Annotated in this window: 17 protein-coding genes; 14 read left to right on the top strand and 3 right to left on the bottom strand. The window is 67.1% G+C overall.

Annotated features, from left to right (window positions below; all coding sequences use genetic code 11):
- Positions 1–44: 44 nt before the first annotated feature.
- Together ACIBCN_RS13845 and ACIBCN_RS13850 are read right to left on the bottom strand one after the other, a co-directional pair.
- Positions 45–845 carry an HAD family hydrolase gene (locus ACIBCN_RS13845; protein ID WP_396991909.1) on the bottom strand — a complete coding sequence of 267 codons (801 nt, stop codon included), beginning with the start codon at positions 843–845 and terminating at the stop codon, positions 45–47.
- A gap of 261 nt (positions 846–1,106) precedes the next feature.
- Complete coding sequence (locus ACIBCN_RS13850; protein WP_396991838.1) at positions 1,107–2,291, bottom strand: hypothetical protein; 1,185 nt, start codon at positions 2,289–2,291, stop codon at positions 1,107–1,109.
- Positions 2,292–2,531: 240 nt separating this feature from the next.
- Between ACIBCN_RS13850 and ACIBCN_RS13855 the strand changes: the two genes are divergently transcribed.
- The 13 genes from ACIBCN_RS13855 to ACIBCN_RS13915 all read left to right on the top strand — a co-directional run bounded on the left by ACIBCN_RS13855 (position 2,532) and on the right by ACIBCN_RS13915 (position 17,039).
- Positions 2,532–3,509, top strand: coding sequence for an ABC transporter permease (locus ACIBCN_RS13855; RefSeq protein ID WP_396991839.1), 978 nt, complete (start codon positions 2,532–2,534; stop codon positions 3,507–3,509).
- Positions 3,506–4,426 carry an ABC transporter permease gene (locus ACIBCN_RS13860; RefSeq protein WP_396991840.1) on the top strand — a complete coding sequence of 307 codons (921 nt, stop codon included), beginning with the start codon at positions 3,506–3,508 and terminating at the stop codon, positions 4,424–4,426. Before ACIBCN_RS13855 ends, ACIBCN_RS13860 begins: the two co-directional genes overlap by 4 nt.
- Positions 4,423–6,303 carry an ABC transporter ATP-binding protein gene (locus ACIBCN_RS13865; RefSeq protein ID WP_396991841.1) on the top strand — a complete coding sequence of 627 codons (1,881 nt, stop codon included), beginning with the start codon at positions 4,423–4,425 and terminating at the stop codon, positions 6,301–6,303. Before ACIBCN_RS13860 ends, ACIBCN_RS13865 begins: the two co-directional genes overlap by 4 nt.
- A 136-nt stretch (positions 6,304–6,439) precedes the next feature.
- On the top strand, positions 6,440–8,119 hold the full coding sequence (locus tag ACIBCN_RS13870) for an ABC transporter family substrate-binding protein (protein ID WP_396991842.1): 1,680 nt from the start codon (positions 6,440–6,442) through the stop codon (positions 8,117–8,119).
- 32 nt (positions 8,120–8,151) lie between these two features.
- Positions 8,152–9,831 carry an ABC transporter family substrate-binding protein gene (locus ACIBCN_RS13875; RefSeq protein ID WP_396991843.1) on the top strand — a complete coding sequence of 560 codons (1,680 nt, stop codon included), beginning with the start codon at positions 8,152–8,154 and terminating at the stop codon, positions 9,829–9,831.
- A complete protein-coding gene (locus tag ACIBCN_RS13880) occupies positions 9,828–10,490 on the top strand; it encodes a hypothetical protein (protein ID WP_396991844.1) in 663 nt (220 codons plus the stop codon). The genes ACIBCN_RS13875 and ACIBCN_RS13880 overlap by 4 nt, the downstream gene beginning before the upstream one ends.
- 3 nt (positions 10,491–10,493) lie before the next feature.
- A complete protein-coding gene (locus tag ACIBCN_RS13885; RefSeq protein WP_396991845.1) occupies positions 10,494–10,922 on the top strand; it encodes a hypothetical protein in 429 nt (142 codons plus the stop codon).
- Positions 10,916–11,740 carry an MFS transporter gene (locus tag ACIBCN_RS13890; protein WP_396991846.1) on the top strand — a complete coding sequence of 275 codons (825 nt, stop codon included), beginning with the start codon at positions 10,916–10,918 and terminating at the stop codon, positions 11,738–11,740. Before ACIBCN_RS13885 ends, ACIBCN_RS13890 begins: the two co-directional genes overlap by 7 nt.
- Positions 11,741–11,790: 50 nt before the next feature.
- Entirely contained in the window at positions 11,791–12,594 is an 804-nt protein-coding gene (locus tag ACIBCN_RS13895; protein ID WP_396991847.1) for a FadR/GntR family transcriptional regulator, read from the top strand.
- Between the two features lie 23 nt (positions 12,595–12,617).
- Positions 12,618–13,334: a sterol desaturase family protein gene (locus ACIBCN_RS13900; protein WP_396991848.1), complete on the top strand. Its 717-nt coding sequence runs from the start codon at positions 12,618–12,620 to the stop codon at positions 13,332–13,334.
- 203 nt (positions 13,335–13,537) lie between these two features.
- Positions 13,538–13,747 (top strand): heavy-metal-associated domain-containing protein, encoded by a 210-nt coding sequence (locus ACIBCN_RS13905; RefSeq protein WP_396991849.1) that lies wholly within the window; start codon positions 13,538–13,540, stop codon positions 13,745–13,747.
- Positions 13,748–13,777: 30 nt separating this feature from the next.
- Positions 13,778–14,713: a hypothetical protein gene (locus ACIBCN_RS13910; protein ID WP_396991850.1), complete on the top strand. Its 936-nt coding sequence runs from the start codon at positions 13,778–13,780 to the stop codon at positions 14,711–14,713.
- Positions 14,714–14,792: 79 nt separating this feature from the next.
- The gene (locus ACIBCN_RS13915) at positions 14,793–17,039 is read left to right on the top strand and encodes a heavy metal translocating P-type ATPase (RefSeq protein WP_396991851.1); all 2,247 of its coding nucleotides are present in this window, start codon (positions 14,793–14,795) and stop codon (positions 17,037–17,039) included.
- A 297-nt stretch (positions 17,040–17,336) separates the two neighbouring features.
- Here ACIBCN_RS13915 and ACIBCN_RS13920 read toward each other — a convergent pair whose 3' ends face one another.
- Entirely contained in the window at positions 17,337–18,227 is an 891-nt protein-coding gene (locus ACIBCN_RS13920) for an NAD(P)H-binding protein (protein ID WP_396991852.1), read from the bottom strand.
- Positions 18,228–18,313: 86 nt separating this feature from the next.
- Here ACIBCN_RS13920 and ACIBCN_RS13925 point away from each other — a divergent pair, with 86 nt between their 5' ends.
- Positions 18,314–19,186, top strand: a complete 873-nt coding sequence (locus ACIBCN_RS13925; RefSeq protein WP_396991853.1) for a hypothetical protein — start codon at positions 18,314–18,316, stop codon at positions 19,184–19,186.
- Positions 19,187–19,300 lie beyond the last annotated feature (114 nt).

The following is a 19,300-nucleotide window of genomic DNA, read 5'->3' on the forward strand; positions in this document are numbered from 1 at the left end:
GGCAATTCCTTGCGCGGCAGGTGAATTCGCGCGCGGGGCCTCGATCAGATCCACCAGCGTTCGAGGATGCGGGCGACGCCGTCGTCGGAGTTGGATTCGGCGACCTCGTTGGCGGCGGCTTTGGCTTCGGGGTGGGCGTTGGCCATCGCGACGCCGTGGCCAGCCATGGTGAGCATCGGGACGTCGTTGGGCATGTCGCCGAACGCGACGATGTTCGCGGACTCGACGCCGAGGCGCTGGGCGACGATCGCCAGGCCGGACGCCTTGGTGACGCCGGGTGCGGAGAGCTCGATCAGTCCGTGCTCGGTGGAGTAGGTGATGTCGGCGCGCTCGCCGAGCACCGGGGCAAGCACCGCGCGCATGTCGGAACTGCGCGCGCCGGGTAGTCGGATCAGCATCTTGATCGCCGGCGCGTCGATGACCTCGTGGCGGGCCACCGTGGTGTCGTCCGGGTTCAGCCAGGCGTGCTCGTACAGCGGGGAGCTCACGAACTGCGGGGTGACCGCGTCGTGTGCGCTTTCGCCGACCCGTTCGGCGGCGAGCCCGCACCCGGGCAGCGCCTCCTCGGCCACATCCGCGATCCAGGACAGGGTCGGCACGTCCAACGTCATGCTGGCCAGCACCCGATCTGTGGCGCTGTCATAGATGACCGCCCCGTTGCCGCACACGCACAGCGGCGCGTAGCCGAGCCCGTCGACGACCGGATCGATCCAGCGTGGCGGGCGTCCGGTGGCGAGCACGAACGGCACACCGTCGCCGATCAGCGCGTCCACCGCGGCCTTGGTGCGCGCGGTGACCCGCTCATCGTGATCGATGAGGGTGCCGTCGACGTCGGTCGCCACCATCTTCGGCTTGGGCAGGTGCAAGAAGGTCACCTATTCCATCCTGCCGGACAACCGTCTAGCTGTGGCGGGGGTATCGCCAGGAAGGTCGCCTTGACGACCAAGCGATGCCCTCGCGGCGGACGCCGAGCGGAGTCACCCGCAGGCTGCGACGAGACTGCGGAGCAGACGGCGAGGCCGCATTCGGCGGCCGAACAAACCGTCTCGCAGTGGCGGGAATATCACCCAAGAAGTGGTCCCCGAAGACCACGCGATGCCTCGCGGCTACCCCTGCGGCGGACGCCAAGGAGTGTCATCCGAGGGTAGTGGTGGGACGGCGGGAGTGGACGATGGTGGCCGCAGCACCGTCTCATCGTCGCGTCCGACGGCAGCGGGTGCGCCCCAGGCCGCGGGGCGTTCGGACGGCGGCCATGCGGCTTGATCGTTCGGCATTGCGGCACCCGGGTGCGCACCTGAGGATTGTGGCGCCGGTGGCGGCCCGCCCAGCTGATCCGGTGCCGAGAGGCCTGGCTGTGCGGACGCGCCCCACATGGGTTGCGGTGCGGCCGACTGCTTGTCGGCCTCGTCAGTGGCTCCCGCGGCAGCGGGTTGCGGCCAGGTCTGACCAGGTTGCGCGGGCGGGCTGCTGGCTGGCGTCTGCTGCCATGAGGCCTGACCAGCGAGCGCAACACCACCGGCTGGTCCCGGCTGCTGCCAGCCCGGTCCGGGCTGGCTCTGCGGAACCGGCGTCTGCTGCCGTTCGACCTGGCCAGGGCCTGCCGCGGTGCCCGGCTGCACAGGCGGCCAGGCCGGAGTGGGCTGCCCCCAGGCGGCTTGCGGCTGCTGCCCATCGATCTGAGCGGCGGCTCCCGGCTGCATGGGCGGCCAAGCCTGAGCGGGCTGCGGCGCGCCGGGATAGGGGTAGCCGTACGGCTGCGGGGCTGCGGCGACCGGGGTGTGCGCCAACCAGCGGCTGGTCGCGGGAAGTAGGGCGAGGATCACCGTTGCGATCGGGAAGATCAGACCCAGCAGGCCGCCGATCCCCCCACTGATGGAGCTCAAACTGTTCGAGGTGGTGCCGAGGGAGTGGAAGAGCACCGACCCGACGATTCCGGTGACGATCACCGCGACACAGCCGACGACAATGAGCATCCGGCCGAATGATTTCCTGCTGAACAGGGCGACCGCGCCAACCCCGAGCACGACCGCGATCACCAGCCCGAGCGCACCGGACACGATGGCCCAGGTCTGATACCAATCTTGGGAGAACAGCCCAGTCGTGTCGTATTCAGCGAGTCGTGAACCGATGAACCCGAACGCCAAACTCATTCCGCCGCCGAACAATTCGCCGACCGCACCGACCGCCGCCAGCACCCCCGCGGTGATCGCGGTGGCCCCGCTCGGCGCCGACATTCCGGCCGAATACGCCGGATACGGGTTGTACCCACCCGGATATTGCGGATTACTCACAAGTCCCCCTTGCCGACATTCGGCTCCATCGTTCGCAAAAGCGTGTTGTGCCTTAGTTTCATTCGCTGACACGTCCTCATGACTCCCCCTTCGTCGCGTCGCACCGACCGCGCACACATGTGCCGCAAGAATAAAGGACATGCCCGAGCCCCGCGTGACACGCGCGCTCGGGTCTTCGTCCTTATGATCAGGGGCTAATACTCGACGCTGGTCCGTCCAGCCGAAAGACCATGAGGACTGATGACCGGCTTCCTGCTACGACGCGCGCTTCACTATGTCGTGCTGTTGCTGCTGGCGTCGTTCCTGACCTTCAGCTTGGCGTCGCTGACGTTTCGCCCGCTGGACAGTCTGGAACAACGCAATCCGCGCCCGCCCCAGGCGGTGATCGATGCCAAAGCTGAGGAATTACACCTCAACGACCCGATCCCGCAGCGCTATATCACCTGGTTGAAAGGGATACCGCAAGGAGATTTCGGGAAGACCCTCGCCGGGCAGCCGGTGAGTGCGGAACTGCCGCGCCGGGTCTCGGTGAGCCTGCGGCTGCTGATCATCGGTTCGCTTGTCGGCACCGTGCTCGGCGTCTTGATCGGTGCCGCCGGTGCGATCAGGCAGTACAAATTCAGTGATTACTTCACCACGATCATCTCGCTGCTGGTACTCAGTACGCCAGTGTTCCTGTTGGCGACACTCTTGAAATATGGTGCGCTGGAAATCAATTCGCTCACCGGATCGCAGATATTCCTCTACACCGGGGAGACCTCGGCGAACCGGATCGGTGGTTTCTGGCCGCAACTACTCGACCGGCTGCAGCACCTGGTGCTGCCGACGGCCGGTCTCGCCCTCGTCGGCATGGCGAGTTTCAGCCGCTACCAGCGCAACGCGATGCTCGACGTGCTGCAGAGCGATTTCATTCGCACCGCCCGCGCTAAGGGCCTGACCCGCAGCAAGGCGTTGTACAAGCACGGCCTGCGCACCGCGCTGATCCCGATGGCGACGCTGTTCGCCTACAGCCTGCTCGGTCTCATCACCGGCGCGACGTTCACCGAGAAGATCTTCGGCTGGCACGGGGTCGGTGAGTGGCTGATCGATTCGATCAGTGCCCAGGATCTGTACCCGGTGGTCACGGTGACCGCGTTCTCCGGGCTGGTGGTGCTGGTGTCCGGCCTGCTCGCCGACATCACGCTGGCTATTCTCGATCCCCGGGTGCGTGTGCGATGACCGAAGCCGAAATCATCGTCCAAGGCGCACCCGAGCCCGCCGCGGCGGGCCGGAGCAAGCTGGTCCTGCGCCGGTTCCTGCGCAACAAACCCGCGGTGATCAGCGCGGCGATCCTGATCCTGCTCTTCATCGCCTGCTACGCGTTGCCGCCCCTGCTGAAGTACGACTACCAGCAGCTGGATTACACCGCCCTGCTGAAGCCGCCGAGCGGCAGACATCCGTTCGGTACCACCCAGATCGGGCAGGACGTGCTCGCCCAAACCCTGCACGGCATGCAGAAGTCGATGCTGATCGGCCTGTGCGTCGCGCTCATCTCCACCACCATCGCCGCGACGGCGGGCGCGACGGCCGGGATGCTCGGTGGCTGGACCGACCGGGCGATCATGTGGCTGGTCGACCTGCTGCTGGTGGTGCCGACCTTCATCATCGTCGCGCTGTTCGCGCCGCGGACCAAGGGCAACGGTTCGATCCTGCTCCTGATCCTGCTGCTGAGTCTCTTCGGCTGGATGATCAGCGCGCGCATGGTGCGCGGTATGACGCTCAGTCTGCGGGACCGCGAATTCGTCCGGGCCGCACGCTACATGGGCGCGTCGACACGCACGGTCATCGTCCGTCACATCCTGCCGAACATCGCCTCGATCCTGATCATCGACACCACGCTGACGGTCGGCGGGGCCATCACGGCCGAAACCGGGCTCAGCTTCTTCGGTTTCGGTGTGCAGCCGCCGGACGTCTCGCTCGGCTCGCTGATCGCGTCGGGCACCAAGTCGGCGCTGACCTTTCCGTGGCTGTTCCTGTTCGCGGGTGGCCTGCTGATCACCATCGTGTTGTGCGCCAACCTGGTCGGTGACGGTCTGCGCGACGCGTTCGATCCCAGCGCCAAGCGGGCGCGCTCGAAGAAGAAGGCGAAGGTATGACGGGCGCAGACCCCATCGAGAAGGTCGCGGTCGAAAAGAGCTTCACCGCACCGTTGCTGGAGGTCACCGACCTGCGCGTCTCCTTCCCCAGCGAGGAGGGCCGCATCGACGCCGTGCGCGGGGTCAACTACACCGTGTCCGACGGCGAGGTGCTGGCCATCGTCGGCGAATCCGGTTCCGGCAAGTCGGTGTCCTCGCTCGCGGTGATCGGGCTGCTGCCCGAGCAAGCCAGGATCGGCGGCTCCATCCGGTTGCGCGGCCGCGAACTGCTCGGCCTCGGCGATCGCGAATTGTCCAGGCTGCGTGGCAGTTCCATCAGCATGGTGTTCCAGGACCCGCTCTCGGCGCTGACCCCGGTGTATCGGGTCGGCGAGCAGATCGCCGAGGCCCTGCTGGCACACGGCAAGATGAACCGGTCGGAGGCGGCAGCGCGCGCGATCGAGCTGCTAGACCTGGTCGGCATCGAGGAACCCGAGGTGCGCGCCAAGGCTTTTCCGCACGAATTCTCCGGCGGTATGCGTCAGCGCGTGGTCATCGCCATGGCGATCGCCAACGATCCCGCGCTGATCATCTGCGACGAGCCGACCACCGCGCTCGACGTCACGGTGCAGGCGCAGATCCTGAACCTGCTGCGTAAAGCGCGCGATATCACCGGCGCGGGCGTCATCATGATCACCCACGACATGGGTATCGCCGCCACCCTGGCCGACCGGGTAGCAGTGATGTACGCCGGGAAAATCGTCGAAACGGCCACCACCACGGAACTTTTCAGCGCGCCTCGGATGCCGTACACGGTGGGTCTGCTCGGCTCCATCCCGCGGATGGACCGGCCGGCGCGCCAGCCGCTGATCCCGATCGTCGGCGCGCCGCCCGCCATGCACGCGCTGCCGCCGGGCTGCTCGTTCGTGCCGCGCTGCCCGATCGCGATCGATGAATGCCGGGTCGCCGAGCCGCCGTTGGAGAAGACCAACCCCGGGCACGCCGCCGCCTGCATCCGCACCGCGGAGGTCGGCAGCGACGAGCTGTTCGAGGCCTATCGGCAGGAGGTCACCGAGCCGAGGGCCGAGGCCGAGGTCAGTGACCGAGTGGTGCTTCGAGTTTCGGAGTTGGTGAAGACCTTCCCGATCACCTCGGGCATCCTGTTCAAGCGCCGCAAGGGCGAGGTCCGCGCGGTCGACGGCATCAGCTTCGAGGTGCGCGCAGGCCGCACGCTGGCCTTGGTCGGCGAGTCCGGTTCCGGCAAATCCACCACGTTGAGTCAGATACTCGACCTGGTCCAGCCGGAATCGGGCACGGTCGAGATCATGGGCCGCGATGTCGCGACCTTGACCAAGGCACAGCGGCGGGAGATCCGCCGGAAGATGCAGATCGTCTTCCAGGATCCGACCGCGTCGCTCGATCCACGCCTGCCCATCTTCGACGTGCTGGCCGAGCCGCTGCGCATCGACGGCCGCTCGCGCGACGAGATCGGCCGCCGGGTACCGGAACTGCTCGAACAGGTCGGTCTGCGCCGCGATCACGCCGAGCGTTATCCCGCCGACTTCTCCGGCGGCCAGAAGCAGCGCGTCAGCATCGCCCGCGCGCTCGCGCTGGACCCGGAGATCCTCGTCCTCGACGAGCCGGTGTCCTCGCTGGACGTCTCCATCCAGGCGGGCGTGCTGAACCTGTTGCGCGACTTGCAGATCGAACGCGGTCTGTCCTTCCTGTTCGTCTCGCACGACCTGTCCGTGGTGCGCAACCTGGCCCACGACATCGCGGTGATGTACCACGGCAAGATCGTCGAATCCGGTCCGGCGGAACAAATCTTCGCCAACCCAGAACACTGGTACACCCGCGCGCTGATCGACGCGGTGCCGGTTCCGGCCGTGGGCCGATAGCAGGAGATCGCGATGCCGCGACAACCGAGCCGAAGGTCGGCATCACGCTGGGCAAAACCCGGGCGCAGGTCCTTCGGCTACACCACAATCGGCTTTCTGAAGTAACTACGCAGCCCCCTGCGAGAAGGAGCGGACCATGCGGATTCGTTCATTGACAACGCGACTGGCGATTCCCCTACTCGCCATCGGCCTGATCGCGGGCGGATGTAGCTCCGACGACACCAGCGCACCGGCGGGTTCCACCGACGCGGTCGGCACCACCAACGACATCAACCCGAAGGATGTCAGCGAGTTGCGTGACGGCGGCAATCTGCGGCTCTCGCTCAGCGCGCTGCCGCAGAACTGGAACGGCCTGCACAACGACGGCAACGACGGCGATACCGCAGCCCTGCTTCGGCCGATCATGCCGCGCGCCTTCAGAACCAATGCGGCAGCCGGGCTTTCGGTGAACACCGACTTCTTTACCGACGTCCAGCTCACCAAGGCCGACCCTCAGCAGGTCACCTACACGATCAACCCCAAAGCGGTCTGGTCCGACGGCACCCCGATCAGCTGGGAAGACATCCAAGCCCAGGCGAACGCGCTCAGTGGCGCGGACAAGTCCTTCTTGATCGCGATCAACAACGGGTTCGACCGGGTGGAGAAGGTCGAACGCGGTGTCGATGATCGGCAGGCGATCATCACCTTCAAGAAGCACTATGCCGATTGGCGGGGACAGTTCGCGGGCAACGCTTTCCTGTACCCCAAATCGGTCACCGGGACGGCTGAGGCATTCAACAAGAGCCAGCTGCAGGGCATTACGACGACAGCGGGACCGTTCCTGGTCCAGTCCGTCGACCGGGCCCAGGGCCGTGTCGTCCTCGGCCACAACCCGAAGTGGTGGGGTGACAAGCCGAAGCTCGACACGCTTACTTTCAGCGTCCTCGCCAACGAGGCATTGCTGCCCGCGCTGCAGAACAACGAGATCGACGCGGTCGGCCTGGCCAGCAGGGACGAGCTGAAGACCGCCAAGAACACGCCGGGCGTCGCGATCCGGCGCGCACCGGGCAACAGTTGGTCGCACTTCACCTTCAACGGTGCGCCGGGCTCGCTGCTGGCCGATGCCGGTGTGCGGGTGGCTATCTCGAAGGCGATCGACCGCCAGGCCATCGCCACCGCGACGCAGAACGGCCTGGTGGAGAACCCGAAACCGCTGAACAATCACATCTACCTGAACGGCCAGGAGGGCTACCAGGACAACAGCCTCCCGTTCGATCCGGCCGCAGCCGCCAAGGAACTCGACGCGCTCGGCTGGAAGCTCAATGGCGACGTCCGGGAGAAGGACGGCCGCAAGCTGGAGATCCGCGACGTCATGTACAACCAGGACGTCTGGGTACAGATCGCGCAGATCATCCAGCAGAACCTGGCCCAGATCGGCGTCAAGCTGAATATCGAAACCAAGCCTGGCGCAGGCCTTTTCACCGATGTGATGCAGCCGGGTAATTTCGATGTCGGCCAATGGACGTGGCTGGGCGACCCATTCCCGCTCAGCAGTCTGTTCCAGATCTACGGCTACAACCCGAACGATCTGCAGGGCAATTACGGTCGCGTCGGCTCGCCCGAACTCAACGACCTGATCGAACAGACGGTGTCCGAACTCGACCCGAAGAAGGCCATCGAACTGGCCAATCAGGTCGACCGTAAGGTCTTCGAGGAAGGGCACTCACTGCCGCTCACGCAATCGCCGGGGAATGTCGCTGTTCGCGACAATCTGGCGAACTTCGGCGCGGTCGGCCTGGCGTCCTACGACTACACCAAGATCGGGTTCCTGAAGTAACTACGCAGCATGTCTGCTGAAAGGAGCGAACTGTGCGGCTTCGTTCACCGGTAACCCTCTTCGCGGTTCCCCTGCTCGCCGTCGGCCTGGTGACCACCGCGTGTGGCTCGGACGAGGACAGTGCGCCAAAGGGGGCCGTCGCCGCGGTCGGCACGACCAACGACATCAACCCCCACGATGTCGCTGATCTGCGCGACGGCGGCAATCTGCGGCTGTCCATCTCCGCGTATCCCGCGAACTGGAACACCCTGTCCAACGACGGGAACGACTACGAGATCGCCGGCGTGGAACGCCCGCTGATGCCGCGGGCGTTCCGAACCGATGCCGCGGGCCAGCTTTCGGTCAATACCGATTACTTCACCGATATCCAGCTCACCAAGACCGATCCCCAACAGGTCACCTACACCATCAACCCCAAAGCCGTGTGGTCCGACGGCACCCCGATCACCTGGGCAGACATCCAATCCCAGGCGAACGCGCTCAGCGGCGCCGACAAATCCTTCCTGATCGCGAACAACAACGGGTTCGACCGGGTGGAAAAGGTCGAGCGCGGCGTCGACGACCGGCAAGCCGTCATCACCTTCAAGCAGCATTTCGCCGAATGGCGCGGCCAGTTCGCGGGCAACTCGTTCCTGTTCCCCAAATCGGTCACCGCGACACCGGAGGCGTTCAACAAGAGTGAGGGCGATGCCATCGGCCTGACCTCAGGGCCGTTCGTCGTGCAGTCCACCGACCGTGGCCAAGGCCGGATCGTGCTCGGCCGCAATCCGAAGTGGTGGGGTGACACACCGAAGCTCGACACCATGACCTTCAGCGTTCTCGACGCGTCCGCCGATCTGCCCGCGCTGCAGAACAACGAGATCGACGTGGCAGGCCTCGGCACCCGGGACGAACTGAAGACCGCGAAGAACACCGTAGGTGTCGCCATCCGGCGGGCGCCGGGCAACGGCTGGAACCACCTGACGTTCAATGGCGCGCCCGGCTCGGTGCTGTCGGATCCCGCACTGCGGGTGGCGATCTCGAAGGCCATCGACCGGCAGGGCATCGTCACCGCGATCCAGAACGGCCTGGTCGAAGACCCGAAGCCGCTCAACAACCACATCTACATCCAGGGCCAGACCGGCTACCAGGACAACAGTCTCGGCTTCGACCCGGCCGCCGCCGCCAAGGAACTCGACGCACTCGGCTGGAAACTCAACGGCGACGTCCGCGAGAAGGACGGCCGCAAGCTCGAGATCCGCGACATCATGTACAACCAGGACACCTGGGTACAGATGGCGCAGATCATCCAGCAGAACCTGGCCCAGGTCGGCGTGAAGCTGACCATCGTGACCAAGTCCGGCAAGGGCTTTTTCACCGACGTGATCCAGCCCGGTGATTTCGATGTGGCGCAGTGGTCGTGGGTGGGTGACCCGTTCCCGCTCGGCAGCCTCAACCAGATCTACGGCTACAACCCGAACGATCTGCAGGGCAACTACGGCCGTATCGGCTCGCCCGAGCTCAATACCCTGATCGAGCAGACGATTTCCGAACTCGACCCGAAGAAGGCCATCGAACTGGCTAATCAGGCCGACCGCAAGGTCTTCGAGGAGGGCCACTCGCTGCCGCTGATGCAGTCGACCGGCAACGTGGCGGTGCGTGACAATCTCGCCAATTACGGCGCGGCGGGCCTCGCGTCGCTGGACTACACGAAAGTTGGCTTCCTGAAGTGAGTTTCGGATCGGGCCGGCCCCTGGCCTATCCGATCAGCGTGACGATCGGCGCCCTGGCGGTATGCCTCGCCTGGGCGCCGTTCGGCACTCTGGACCAGGTGGCGGCGCTGGTCACGGTGGGGCTGGGGATCGTGGGATTCTCGGGCTATCGGATCGCCGTCGCGCTAGGGTTGTTCGCGTTCTGGCCATCGGGAACCGCTCGCGCCGTGGGCGTTACCCGGATTCGCCAGCAGCATCGGCTGGTCAGTCGGTCATGGCTGGAGGTCAGCGAGACCGGCCGACCTCGTTGGCTCCCGGTATATTTCGACTCGGCGCTGATGAGTATGACCGAGTCGCGGGCCGATCTCACCGATCGAACGATTTACGTCGCTGGGCATCGCCTCTACCCTTCCGGCCGCATCCGCACGACTGAACCTCCCGGGCGGCTCATCGATAACCCGTCCCTGCCGGATCCGGACGCCACCACCCGCACCACTACCGCGACCCACCTGCGTCGACGCCTGCTCCTCGACGCTCAATCCACCGTTGCCGCGCCCTTCGCGGCCCTACTGTGGATCTATGTCGACAGCGGCGGTTTCACGACCTTCCTCGCCGCCACCTCCGTCGCCGCGGCCACCGCCCTGTGGCTTTCCGCTATTCGTGGCTCCGACCCGAGCTGAGTCGTGATCGCCCGGTCCACCCTGACGGCGGCACCGAAGCTCTCCAACGACTTTCACCGATTGTGGGCCGCGTTCACGGTAAGTCAGCTCGGGAGTTCGCTCAGCGCAGGCGCATTGCCGTTGATCGCGATCATGGTGCTCGGCGCGTCCGACTTTCGGGTGTCGCTGCTCGCGGCGCTGTCGGCCGTGGTCAGCGCGGCTATCGCGTTGCCGCTCGGGCCCTTTGTCGAGTTTCGCCGCAAACGTCCGGTAATGATCGGCATGGACATTCTGTGCTTCGCGGCGCTGGCGACCGTTCCGGCGGCGATGGCGTTCGGGGTGCTCGGTTACGGGCAGCTGTGCGTCGTGGCCACCGTTCAGGTACTCGGCACAATGGTTTTCAGCGCGGCCAGCGGGGCGCATCTCAAGCGCTGGTGCCAGGGGCGATGCTGACCACCGCGAACAGCCGTTTCGAGACTACGGCCTGGACCGTCTCCGGTCTCGGTGCCCCGATCGGTGGCGTACTGATCGGGGTGTTCGGCGCGGGAGCCACCGTGCTGCTCGATGCCGTCAGTTTCTTGCTGTCCGCGTGGGGGATTCGCTCGCTGGAACGACCCGAGCCAACCCCGCCGGTCGCGCAGGCCGAGCGCCACTGGGTCGCCGACATCCGCGCCGGATGGGCCTACATTTTTCGGCATCGCGCCCTGCACGCGCTGTTCTGGAACGCGATGGTCTTCGGTGGCGCGATCCGGCTCACCAGCCCGCTGCTGGCGATACTGATGCTGCGCGATCTGCACCTCGCGCCATGGCAGTACGGAGTGGCGCTCGGAATTCCCAGCTTCGGCGGAATCATCGGATCGCTGCTGACGAGCCGGCTGGTCGTCCGCCTCGGCGAACGCCCCGTGCTACTCGGCTTCGGCGTGCTGCGCACGTGCTGGATGGGCTTCCTCGTGCTGGCCGGGCCGGGGATCGCCGGATTGGTTGTCGTCGTCGCGGCGGAGACCGCGCTGCTGTTCTGCGCGGGGGTGTTCAATCCGGTGTTCACCACGTTTCGCATGCGCGCGACGGACGACGAGTTCATGTCGCGGGTGGGTATCGCGTGGTCCATCAGCTCCCGCAGCTGCCAGCCCGCCTTCATCGCCCTCGGCGGTGCGTTGGCCACCGTCACGAGTGTCCGTTTCGCGATCGGCTGCGCGGCTGTCGCCCTCCTGGCCAGCTCGCTCCTGCTCCCGTGGCGTACCTGGCCTACCAGGTCACTGGACGCTAGATGAAATTGGTCTGACCACTTGACCTCCTGACCTATGGGGCGCAGGGTGGGGGTATGGCGTTGCAACCTGTGGTCAAGCGGTCGGTGTCGGGGGATGTTTTCGAGCAGATCGCGGCGGATGTGCTGAGTGGGGAGTTGGCGCCGGGGGCGACGCTGCCCAGTGAGCGGCAGTTGGCCGAGGCGCTGGGAGTGTCGCGGCCCGCGGTGCGGGAGGCGTTGCAGCGGCTCGCGGCGGCGGGGTTGGTCGCGGTGCGGCAGGGGGACGCGACGACGGTGCTGGATTATCGACGGGGGGCGGGGCTGGAGGTTTTGCCGCGCTTGCTGGTGCAGGGCGGGGAGTTGGATCCCGCGGTGGCACGCAGCATTCTGGAGGCGCGGCTGCACAACGGGCCGAAGGTGGCCGAACTCGCGGCGACCCGGCTGGCCGACGAGTCGCAATCCGGCGACGACGTGGCGACGGCAGCGAGTGCCCCACCGACGCCGCCCGACAATGCGCACGGACACCCTGCCGCGCATCGCGAGGCGGTTCGGGTGACGTTGGCGCAGTGCCTCGAAGCGCTTGCCGCCGAGGAAGATCCCGTCGCCGAGCAGCGGCACGCGATGGAGTTCTGGGATCACGTGGTCGACGCGGCCGACTCGATCGTGTTCCGGCTGATGTTCAACATGTTGCGCGCCGCGTATGAACCAGCGCTCGCGGCGCTGGCCCCGATCATGTCCGCCGAGGTGGGCAATGTCGAGGCCTACCGCGAACTGGCCGCCGCCATTGTGGCGGGCCGGCCGCAAGAGGCCGCCGATATCGCCCGGGCGTTGCTCGAGCCGGCGACCACCGCACTGATCGAGGTCCTCGGCGGCCACTGATCACGCTCCACCTAGGAAATACGATGACGAAACCCCATTCCTCCGAGCAGGATTCGGTCGAGGCGAACGCCCGCGCGCGGGTGCGCAACGACGAACGGGCACTGCGCCGCGGGCTCACGCTCGGCGCGGCCTTCCACGAGTTCCTGCGTCACCCGTCGCCGTGGCTGATCGGGCTCACGCTGATCGCGGCGCTGGCCGGCCGAATCCTGGTCGGCGACTGGCAATTGACCGACGCGCTGGTGCCCGCGGCCATGCTCGCGGTGTTCCCGGTCTTCGAATGGATCGTGCACGTCACCGTATTGCACTGGCGGCCAAGGCAACTCGGTCCGATTCCGATCGACAGTGAGCTGGCCCGTAAACATCGCGAGCACCACGTCGATCCGCGCGATATCCCGCTGATCTTCATCCCGACCAAGACGCTGTCGGTGCTGGTGGTGGTGCTGATCGCGCTGGCCGCCTTCGCTTTTCCCCGCCTCGGCCTCGGCCTGACCTTCCTGCTCACCATCACACTCCTCGGCCTCGGCTACGAGTGGACCCACTACCTGATCCACACCGACTACAAGCCGAAGGGCTCGCGCTACCGTGCGGTGTGGCGCAATCACCGCCACCACCACTACAAGAACGAGCACTACTGGTTCACCGTCACCACCTCCGGCACCGCCGACCGCCTCTTCGGCACCCATCCCGACCCCGCCGACACCGAAGCCTCGCCTACCGCGCGCAAACTGCACGCCGACTGACCGACCGCCCGCACGAGCCGTCGCCCTGATCCCCAGGGCGGCGGCTTTCTCATGTCGCCGGGTAGGCCCCACCAGCCTGTTCGTCCGACAGTGACCAGGCGCATTCCCACCGACGCGAAACTCCGACTTGACTCAGTACCCTAGGGGGGTATGGTAACTATCAGGAGCGCGGCAGAGGCCGTCGCCGCAGAAGGAGAGACACCATGAGCACCGCGATCACCGTGACCGTTACCGGAATGACCTGCGGCGGCTGCGCCAACCGAGTTCGCGACGGGATCGGCCTGCTCTCCGGCGTCGACGGCGTCACGGTCGACCTGCCCAGCGGCCAGGTCACGGTCGAGAGCGCCGCCGCGATCGAGCGCGACGCCATCGCCGCCGCCGTCGACCGGGCCGGCTACGCCGTCGCCGACTGACGCCGACACCACCCGGAAACGGAGCATCCGATGAACGCATCCACCAAGTTCGCCGGCTTCGCCCTCGGCCTCGCCGCCGTCTTCGGAATCGCCATCGCGACCGGCGCCGCGATCGGCCCCGATCCCGCCGCCCCTGAATCACCCGCTCATGAGGACGAGGCCACCGCCGCCCGTCCGGACCACGCACCTGGAGGAATGATGGCCACCGACAACGGTTACACCCTGCGGCTCGACACCGCGCTCACCACCGCGGCACCGAACGTCGCGCTGCGCTTCCGGATCCTGAACCAGGACGGCACACCGGTCACCCGCTACCAGCCCAACCACGACAAGGACCTGCACCTGATCGTGGTCCGGCGCGACATGGCCGCCTTCCAGCACGTGCACCCCACCCTCGGCGGCGACGGAACCTGGAGCGTCCCACTGAATCTCACCCGCGCGGGCGACTATCGCGTGTTCGCCGACTTCATCCCCGAGGGCGGCCAGAACCTGACCCTCGGCGCCGATCTGCGGGTCGCGGGCAACTATGACCCGCAGCCGCTGCCGGCCGCGGCGACCAGCACTACCGTCGGCGGCTACACCGTCACCCTCGACGGCACCGTCGCCGCGGGCCAGGCCTCGAAGGTCACGCTGTCGGTGCGCCGAGACGGCAAGCCGGTCACCGACCTGCAGCCCTACCTGGCGGCGTACGGTCACCTCGTCGCGCTGCGCACCGCCGACCTCGCCTACCTGCACGTCCACCCGGACGGCCACCCCGGCGACGGCGTCACCCCGGCCGGGCCGGGTATCACCTTCTACGTCACCGCACCGAGCGCGGGCGACTACCGCCTGTTTCTCGACTTCCAGCACGAAGGAGTGGTCCGCACCGCCGAATTCACGCTGACCGTCGACCAGGGCACCGCGGCCGAACCCGTGACACACGACGGGCACGGCGCAACCACCCCCGAACCGGCGCACAGCCACTGACGGTCGCGCGGCACGGAGTCGTCGTGCGGCCCGCGACGACTGAATCTCCACTACCGTGCCGCACAGAACGGAGTACACGATGACCACCACGACACAACCACCCGCCAGCGGGCAGGTCGAACTGGTGATCGGCGGCATGACGTGCGCGTCCTGCGCCAATCGCATCGAGAAGAAGCTGAACAAGCTCGACGGAGTCACCGCGACGGTGAACTACGCGACCGAGAAGGCGCGGGTCGATGTCACCGGCGACGTCTCGCCGGAGCAACTGATCGCCACGGTCGAGCAGGCCGGCTACAGCGCCACGTTGCCCGCGCCGAAGGCCACGGAAACCGTTGCGGCCGAGAGTGATCCGACCGCCGCGTTGCGCACCCGACTGCTGGTCTCGCTGGTGCTGACGGTGCCGGTCATCGCGATGGCGATGATCCCCGCGCTGCAGTTCACCAACTGGCAGTGGCTGTCGCTGACGCTGGCCGCGCCCGTCGTGGTGTGGGGCGCGTTGCCGTTCCACCGTGCGGCGCTGACCAACCTGCGCCACGGCACCGCCACCATGGACACATTGGTGTCGATGGGCACCCTCGCGGCGCTCGGCTGGTCGCTGTACGCGCTGTTCTGGGGTACCGCGGGCATGCCGGGCATGAAGCACCCGTTCGAATTCACCATCTCCCGGATGGACGGCACCGGCAGCATTTACCTGGAGGCCGCGGCGGGCGTCACCACGTTCATCCTGGCCGGACGCTTCTTCGAGGCGCGGTCCAAGCGCCGGGCCGGTGCGGCGCTGCGGGCGCTGCTCGAGCTCGGCGCCAAAGAGGTTTCGGTGCTGCGCGACGGCACCGAGCAGCGGATACCGGTGGAGCAGTTGACCGTTGGCGATCAGTTCGTGGTTCGTCCCGGTGAGAAGATCGCCACCGACGGGGTGGTGGTCGAGGGCTCCTCGGCGGTCGACGCCTCGATGCTGACCGGTGAGTCGGTGCCGGTGGAGGTCGGCGCCGATGACGCCGTGGTCGGCGCCACGGTGAACGTTGGTGGGCGGATCGTGGTGCGCGCCAGCCGGATCGGCTCGGACACTCAGTTGGCGCAGATGGCGAAGCTGGTCGAGGACGCGCAGACTGGCAAGGCGCAGGCCCAGCGGCTGGCCGATCAGATCTCCGGGTTCTTCGTGCCGATCGTGATCGCGCTGTCGGTGGCCACGCTCGGCTTCTGGCTCGGCACCGGCGGTTCCGTCGCGGCGGCCTTCACCGCCGCGGTCGCGGTGCTGATCATCGCCTGCCCGTGCGCCCTCGGGCTGGCCACGCCGACCGCGCTGATGGTCGGCACCGGTCGCGGCGCGCAACTCGGCATCCTGATCAAGGGCCCAGAGGTGCTGGAATCGACCAGGCGGGTGGATACCGTGGTGCTGGACAAGACCGGCACCGTCACCACCGGCCGGATGACATTGCTTGATGTCGTCGCGGCAGCGGGTGAAGACAGCGATGAGGTGCTCGCACTCGCTGGGGCACTGGAGGATTCGTCCGAACACCCGATCGCGCAGGCCATCGCCAAGGGTGCCAGGGAGCAGGCCGGCGCGCTGCACTCGGTCGAGGGCTTCGCGAATATCGAGGGCCTCGGGGTGCAGGGCGTGGTGGACGGGCACGCGGTGCTCGTCGGGCGGGCCCGGCTGCTTGCCGATTGGGCACAGCAGCTGGATGCCGAGTTGGCACGGGCCATGCAGGCCGCCGAAGCCGAAGGTAAGACGGCGGTGGCGGTGGGCTGGGACGGAAAGGCGCGCGGGGTGCTCGTGGTCGCCGATGCGGTGAAACCGACTTCGGCTCAGGCGATTTCGCAGCTGCGAGCGCTCGGTCTCACGCCGATCATGCTGACCGGAGACAACGCGGCGGCCGCCGTGGCGATCGCCGCGCAGGTCGGCATCGACGAGGTGATCGCGGAGGTGCTGCCGCAGGACAAGGTCGACACCATCAAGCGGTTGCAGGCCGAGGGCAGGGTCGTCGCGATGGTCGGCGACGGCGTCAACGATGCTGCGGCGCTGGCGCAGGCCGATCTGGGCTTGGCCATGGGCACCGGCACCGATGTGGCCATCGAGGCCAGCGACCTCACGCTGGTGCGCGGCGATCTGCGCGCCGCGGTCGACGCGATCCGGCTGGCCCGCCGGACCCTCGGCACCATCAAGGGCAATCTGTTCTGGGCCTTCGCCTACAACGTCGCCGCCATCCCGCTGGCCATGGCCGGCCTGCTGAACCCGATGCTCGCGGGCGCCGCGATGGCGTTCTCCTCGGTCTTCGTGGTCAGCAACAGTCTGCGCCTGCGCACCTTCCGCTCCACCGCGCAATAATCGCGGAAAACCCGACGGGACGGCACCCAACGGTGCCGTCCCATTCGGCGGTTCGGGCTACTGCAAGACTCCGCTATTTCCCAATGCCATCGCGGCACTTCCCGTTGCCCATGCCGCGGCGGCGCTACCGGTCGCGGCCAATAGGGAAAGCAGAATCATGAGTTCGACCTTTCGCAGAGCATGGATCAACAGGCGAAAGTTACTGCCGCCCAACAGCACTCCACAATGACCTGGCCCGAACTCTCGGCAACCTCCCGCACAACTGCCAGCCGATTCACAGCCGGTGATTCGGCGTCGTTACGCGATAGTTCCGCGGCCGCGAGCGGATGCGGTCGGTGCCGCACGGAACACCGCGGCATGGTCGGCGGCCCACTCGGCGTAGGTGCGGGGTGCGCGACCGAGGGCTTGGCGGAGATCGTCGGTGACCACGGCGTTGCCGCCGCCGCGCACATAAGCCTGACCGGCGAGGGCAGCGTCGATGAACGCCTCGGACAGACCTGCGGAGCGCATGTGTTCGCGGGCAGCCTCGTTCTGCACGTCGACGACCTCCAGCGGCTGGCCGAGCACCTCGGCGAGCACGGCAACCTGGTCCGCGCTGGTCAGCAATTCCGGGCCGGTGAGGGTGTAGACGCGACCCGCGTGGTCGGACGAGAGCAGGGCTTGCACAGCGACCGCGGAGACGTCGCGTGGGTCGACGACGCCCTGCCGGCCGCTGCCGGTCATGCTGGGCACCGGCTGATCGTTGCGGATCGCGTCGGCCCAGCTCAGCGTGTTCGAGGCGAAGGAACTCGGGCGCAGGATGGTCCAGTCGACGCCGCTCTCGCGGGCCGCCTGTTCGCCGGGTAGGTGCCAGCTGCCGATACCGCCGACCGCCTTCTCGCCGGTGCCGATGGCGGAGAGCTTCACGATGCGGCGAACTCCGGCGTCGCGCGCGGTGGTGATCAGGGTCCGGTCGGCGTCGACATATTCCGGGCCGAGTATGCCGACGATGAACGCCGCGTCGGCGCCGGCCGCGGCCGCCGCGATCGAGGCCGGTTCGTGGTAGTCGCCGCGGACCACCTCGACGCCGGCGGGCAGGGATGCTTGGGCCGGGTCGCGAGTGACGGCGCGTACCTGCTCGCCGCGCGCCACCAACTGCCGGACGATTTCGCTGCCGATGGTGCCCGTGGCACCGGTGATCAGAATCATGAGCTCAACGCTGCCGCCCGGACCACCGGGTTCTCTAGGAAATTTCGGCACAGCCGCCCAGCCGCGCAATGCTTACAGTGGATCCGGTGACCACCATGCTGCGTACGGCACCCGTCGTCGTCACCGCCGACCTCGTCGAGGCGACGGTGCCCGCGCCCGAGTCGTTGCGGCCGTGGTTCACCGAACTCGGGCGCATTCCGACGATGCGCGATCTGGCCGATTCGTTCGCGCATATCCCGCAGGCCGCGACCACGATCGTGCTGCGCACCCAGGAGTCCGGCCCGCGCGAGGCGCTCGTTATCGGACCGCAGACCAGAGCGCTCTACTCCCATCCGAACAAGCCCGCGTCGTGCCTGCGGCTGCGCTTGGCGCCCGGCGCGGCCCGGCCGCTGCTCGGCGTGCCTGCGGCACTGCTCACCGATCGGGTCATCCGCCTCGCCGACCTGCCAGGCGTCGCCGCCGGTCTCGCCGACGAACTGATCGAGCTGAGTGCCGACGAAATCTTCCAGTTTCTGGAAAGCGCACTACCGCAACGCATTTCCGAGGACGCGACCCGCCGCGCGCAACGCGAGGTGCTCCGCTCAGCCATCACGGCGCTATCGGCGGAGCCGAACGTCCGCTCTATGCGCGCCTTGGCGGCCGACCTCGCCGTGAGCGAACGCCAACTCCGCAACCTGTTCACCGCCGGAATCGGCGTCTCCCCCAAGCATTTCGCCCGCATCGATCGCCTACGCCGCACCCTCGCGCAGGTCCGAACCACCCTCTCGACCCAATTACCTACCAGCACAGGCGATTACGAGCCGACAACCACCCTCGCCCGCCTCGCCGCCGACAACGGCTACTTCGACCAATCCCACATGACCGCAGACTTCCGCACCCTAATGGGCGTCCCCCCGAGCTCATTCCTACGCGGCGCCGTCCCCGCCCCCTCCCCCTGCCGCCCCCTCAACCGCCTCTGACCGCATCTGAGCGCGCTCAGGGACTGTGGATTTAACGGTGGTTCCGGCCCAACACGCTGATTGATGTTCAGCGGGAAGGTGCCGTGATGACGACACTTGATGCCGTGACGAGGA

Origin of the sequence: Nocardia sp. NPDC051052, assembly GCF_044456045.1 — a bacterium.
In the GTDB taxonomy this organism is placed as follows: Bacteria; Actinomycetota; Actinomycetes; order Mycobacteriales; family Mycobacteriaceae; genus Nocardia.